Below are 3,730 nucleotides of genomic sequence, written 5' to 3'. Positions count from 1 at the left end.
CGGATAAGGATGGCAATGTGGAGGAAACTAACAATTACTATCCGTTTGGTGGGACTTTCACTTCTACAGCTAGTGTTCAGCCTTACAAGTATAATGGTAAGGAGTTGGATCAGAAGAATGGGCTGAATTGGTATGATTATGGGGCGAGACAGTATGATGCTGCGATAGGAAGATTTATGAAGGTAGATCGATATTCAGAAAAGTACCTTTCTTTATCTCCTTATCAATATGGGGCTAATAATCCGGTGAATAACATTGAAGTGAATGGAGATAGTATTTGGTATACTCTAAAAGATAATGTTGTAACAATGCATCTAACTGCTAAGGTCATAAATAATTCAAGTGACAATATAAATGTAAAAAGGGCAGCTTCTGATATCGCTTTTGGAATTTCTGATGCTTTTAATGGAGAGTTTCAAGATAATAACCAGAAGTTTATTCTAAAAACAGATATTCAAATAAAAGCTGTTAATTCAATGAAAGAAGTATCTCAATCAGATCATTTATTCGTATTGGAAGATGCTAATGGGAAAGGAGCTCGTGGAGCTACAAATATGCCTGGAGGAAAAGTAATGACTATAGCATCAAGTGATTATGCTAATGATAATTGGTTTTCTGACCATTTTAGTTGGAATACAACAAAAACAGCAGTTCATGAATTTGGGCATGCTGCAGGTTTGACTCATGAGGATGTAAAAGGTAATAATGACTTAATGCAACAAGGCAATGCAGGAACAAAAGTAACATCTTATGAAAGAGCCTTATTAATAATAAGAAGTCACTCAATTAATCGAGGTCCAAATGCTTTTTTAGGTAAGCCATATCCCTTTGTACATGATCCAATCTCTAAACAAACATACCCTGTATATAAGTTACTAAATTGGAAATAATATGAAAAAAACAATTGGAAGTATAGTGTCTTTGATATCATTTTTTACTTTCTTTCTTATAATTAAAGTAAAAACAGATATTTATTGTACTCGAGATTACTTTTTGAGCAATACTGATGTTCAAGTAGAAATTGATGGAAGAATTATATTTTGTGATTCTTTGATCACCTTTCCTTTTGTTCATATTCAAGAGAATCTGAGATATGGATTTCATGAAATTAGTGTTTATTCTAAAAAGGATGAAATAATCCAGACTAAAAAACTATTTTTATTACCATACCAATATATATTTATAGAGTTTCTTCCTGATGATGCTAATTGTTTAAACAGATATGCTAATCAGGATTCTATAAGAAGCGTAAAAAAAGATGATATAATCATATTTTATAATGATGTTAATAATGAAAAGAAGTTTCCAACTTTTATGATAGAAAATAGATTTAAGCCATTTTATATAGAGTAAACAAGATAATAGGTTGATTATCCTCTTTGTTAAAACAATTGTTAATTCATGGTTTTAGCAGAGTATCTTACCTTGATATAGATGGTTCTTTTACAGTTTAGTTGAAAAGTAATTAGCTATCAATTGGTTAAATACAGTAAAAAACACATGCTTTTTTACTGTATTTTTCTGGATTCACTCAGTACAAACATATCCAATCAAACGGTGAAGTATACTTATGATAAGAATGGAAATTTGATTAAAGATTTAAACAAGAATATTAGTAATATCGGATATAATTGTTTAAATTTGCCTGATGAGGTAACCATTGCGAATGGTAACAGTATCCGGTATGAGTATGCTGCTGACGGAACGAAACTTTGTACGGTGCATAAGACGGGGGCTGCTACTTTGACAACGGATTACTGTAGCAATGCGGTCTATGAGAATGGTGTATTGAAGATGCTGCTGAATGAAGCCGGCTATGTGAGTTTCTCGGATAGGAAGTACCATTGCTATTTGAAGGATCATCAGGGTGTAAGGGTTGTGGCGGACAAGGATGGTAATGTGGAGGAGACGAACGCGTATTATCCGTTTCTATATCACTGGGAGATGGCTTGTATCTTAACGCTTATCAGAATGGTGGTATCATTGCGAACCAAGCAGTCAATGCGTTCGACTTAATTGCCGGTAGCGGAAAATTACAGAAGCAGTTCTTAGGCAATCAAAGTCCTTTATCGGAAGACTCAAAATCAGCATTGTTCAATGGACTGACCAGCAGGAGAGTTGATGCAATAGCCCGTCCCGTAGGGGAGTTTCTGGTAGAACAGGGGACTGTTTTGATGGGAGGAATACACAGTAGTTGGAAAAATAAGCAACTAAATCTTGGCGCAAATAGTTTTTTAGCTCCACATGGAGCAAAACGTCCTAATGTAGGTAATGCAATATTTATGGTTAAACCATGGTAATATGAAAAATGTAAAGAATAAAATCCGTAAGTTCATAATTGTAGCTTGCATATGTAGCATAGCAATGATATGCAGAGGAGGTTATTGGTATTATAAATATGAAGGTATGAATGTACCTCTTATCATATCAACTCAATATTCATCTGTACCAACTGATATCGAAGTATACATAAATGGCAATATTGTTTTTAAAGATAAGTCTTTGCAAAAGCTATATGAATTTCAAGATGTTCATACTTCATGTGGAATTCATCAATTAAAAATAATTGTTGATGGGGAAGAATTTATTGAGTATTTCTTAGTTTTTCCTGTTCGATGGGTATACATTCAAATTCAAAAAGATAATGATGAAAATTATAAGAATGATAAGGATTGGTTTTATGTGGAATTTAGTTCCAGTCCTGTTGGTTTAATGTAATCTAACGTGAGTTCGATATAAGCTCAGAAAAAATCTAATTGCCCGTCATTGATAAAGTTTACATCAATGGCGGGCTTTTTTAAAAGAAGTAACATGCTGCAATAACCGACAATACGTTCGCTATGAAATTGTTGAAAGAATGGTTCTGGAGTGCTCAATCATTATTCGAATCCCCCCTTCATTCTAAAAATGTGATGTTACTTTTGTAGCCAAAGTAAAAAAGCTCAATCGCTATGACTTTATCGGTTCCAATGGCATCCCTTCGGGTACTGCCACTGCTTACGAGAAAGTAGCGGGATATGATGAGCTCAGGACAGTAGGAGTCAAAGGGGTTGCTCACAGGAACGCTGACGGCGAAACTGAACAGCAGCGGAGCTGTATCGGGATACCTGTACTCTGTGATGTATTATGACGGGCGGGGACGTTTGATCCAGCAGCGGGGCAACAATTCTTTGGGAGGGGAGGATAAGATATTTACCGCCTACGACTTCCCGGGGAATCCCACGCAAGTCAGGAAGGTGCATACGGTCGGGGCGGATACACGGACGAAAGTCTATACCTATACGTATGACCAGGGGGAATGTTTGCTGAAAACAACCTGTCAGTTGGACAATGCCGCGGCGGTGACGATCGTGGATAACACTTACGATGAGGTGGGACGTTTGAAGTCGGACAGCAGGAACGGAAACGCTAAACTAAAGACAGAGTATGCGTATAACGTCCGTTCGTGGACGAAGAGCATTACGGGAACGTTGTTCAGTCAGACGCTCAATTATCAGGAGGCGATAACGGGGAATACTCCCTGCTATAATGGAAACATCAGCAGCATGTCGTGGAAGGCGAGATCGGAAACTAGCCCAAGAGGATATCGTTTCACGTATGACAGGCTTTCCAGGTTGAAGGATGCCCTCTACGGGGAAGGCACTACGCTTGCCGCTAATACGGACCGGTTCAATGAGCAGGTTACGGGGTATGACAAGATGGGGAATATTCTGGGGTTGAAGCGTTACGG

At 37.3% G+C, this 3,730-nt stretch carries 4 protein-coding genes and 3 pseudogenes; 6 read left to right on the top strand and 1 reads right to left on the bottom strand.

Annotated features, from left to right (window positions below):
• The 5 genes and pseudogenes from CZ225_RS23080 to CZ225_RS22700 all read left to right on the top strand — a co-directional run.
• Positions 1-890: RHS repeat-associated core domain-containing protein (locus CZ225_RS23080; protein ID WP_317045364.1), on the top strand; the 890-nt coding region annotated here is incomplete at its 5' end.
• Between the two features lies 1 nt (position 891).
• Positions 892-1,353 (top strand): hypothetical protein, encoded by a 462-nt coding sequence (locus CZ225_RS22715; protein ID WP_077155970.1) that lies wholly within the window; start codon positions 892-894, stop codon positions 1,351-1,353.
• A gap of 198 nt (positions 1,354-1,551) precedes the next feature.
• A pseudogene (locus CZ225_RS22710) lies at positions 1,552-1,929 on the top strand (RHS repeat-associated core domain-containing protein); the annotation flags it as partial.
• Between the two features lie 20 nt (positions 1,930-1,949).
• A complete protein-coding gene (locus CZ225_RS23535) occupies positions 1,950-2,300 on the top strand; it encodes a hypothetical protein (RefSeq protein ID WP_129585940.1) in 351 nt (116 codons plus the stop codon).
• Position 2,301: 1 nt separating this feature from the next.
• Positions 2,302-2,718 carry a hypothetical protein gene (locus tag CZ225_RS22700; RefSeq protein ID WP_129585939.1) on the top strand — a complete coding sequence of 139 codons (417 nt, stop codon included), beginning with the start codon at positions 2,302-2,304 and terminating at the stop codon, positions 2,716-2,718.
• Between the two features lie 23 nt (positions 2,719-2,741).
• Here the strand turns inward: CZ225_RS22700 and CZ225_RS24980 are convergent.
• Positions 2,742-2,877 (bottom strand): annotated as a pseudogene (locus tag CZ225_RS24980) (IS982 family transposase); the annotation flags it as partial.
• 173 nt (positions 2,878-3,050) lie between these two features.
• Here CZ225_RS24980 and CZ225_RS22695 point away from each other — a divergent pair.
• Positions 3,051-3,730 (top strand): annotated as a pseudogene (locus tag CZ225_RS22695) (RHS repeat-associated core domain-containing protein); the annotation flags it as partial.

The sequence above is a fragment of the Bacteroides bouchesdurhonensis genome (assembly GCF_900155865.1).
GTDB classification, from domain to species: Bacteria; Bacteroidota; Bacteroidia; order Bacteroidales; family Bacteroidaceae; genus Bacteroides; species Bacteroides bouchesdurhonensis.
The sequence above is the reverse complement of the archived record's forward strand: the minus strand, read 5'-3'. Positions and strand labels throughout refer to the sequence as shown.

Excerpts from the sequence above, each read along its gene's own strand:
- CZ225_RS22715 (WP_077155970.1), top strand. The coding sequence starts at position 892 with ATGAAAAAAACAATTGGAAGTATAGTGTCTTTGATATCATTTTTTACT.
- CZ225_RS22700 (WP_129585939.1), top strand. The coding sequence starts at position 2,302 with ATGAAAAATGTAAAGAATAAAATCCGTAAGTTCATAATTGTAGCTTGC.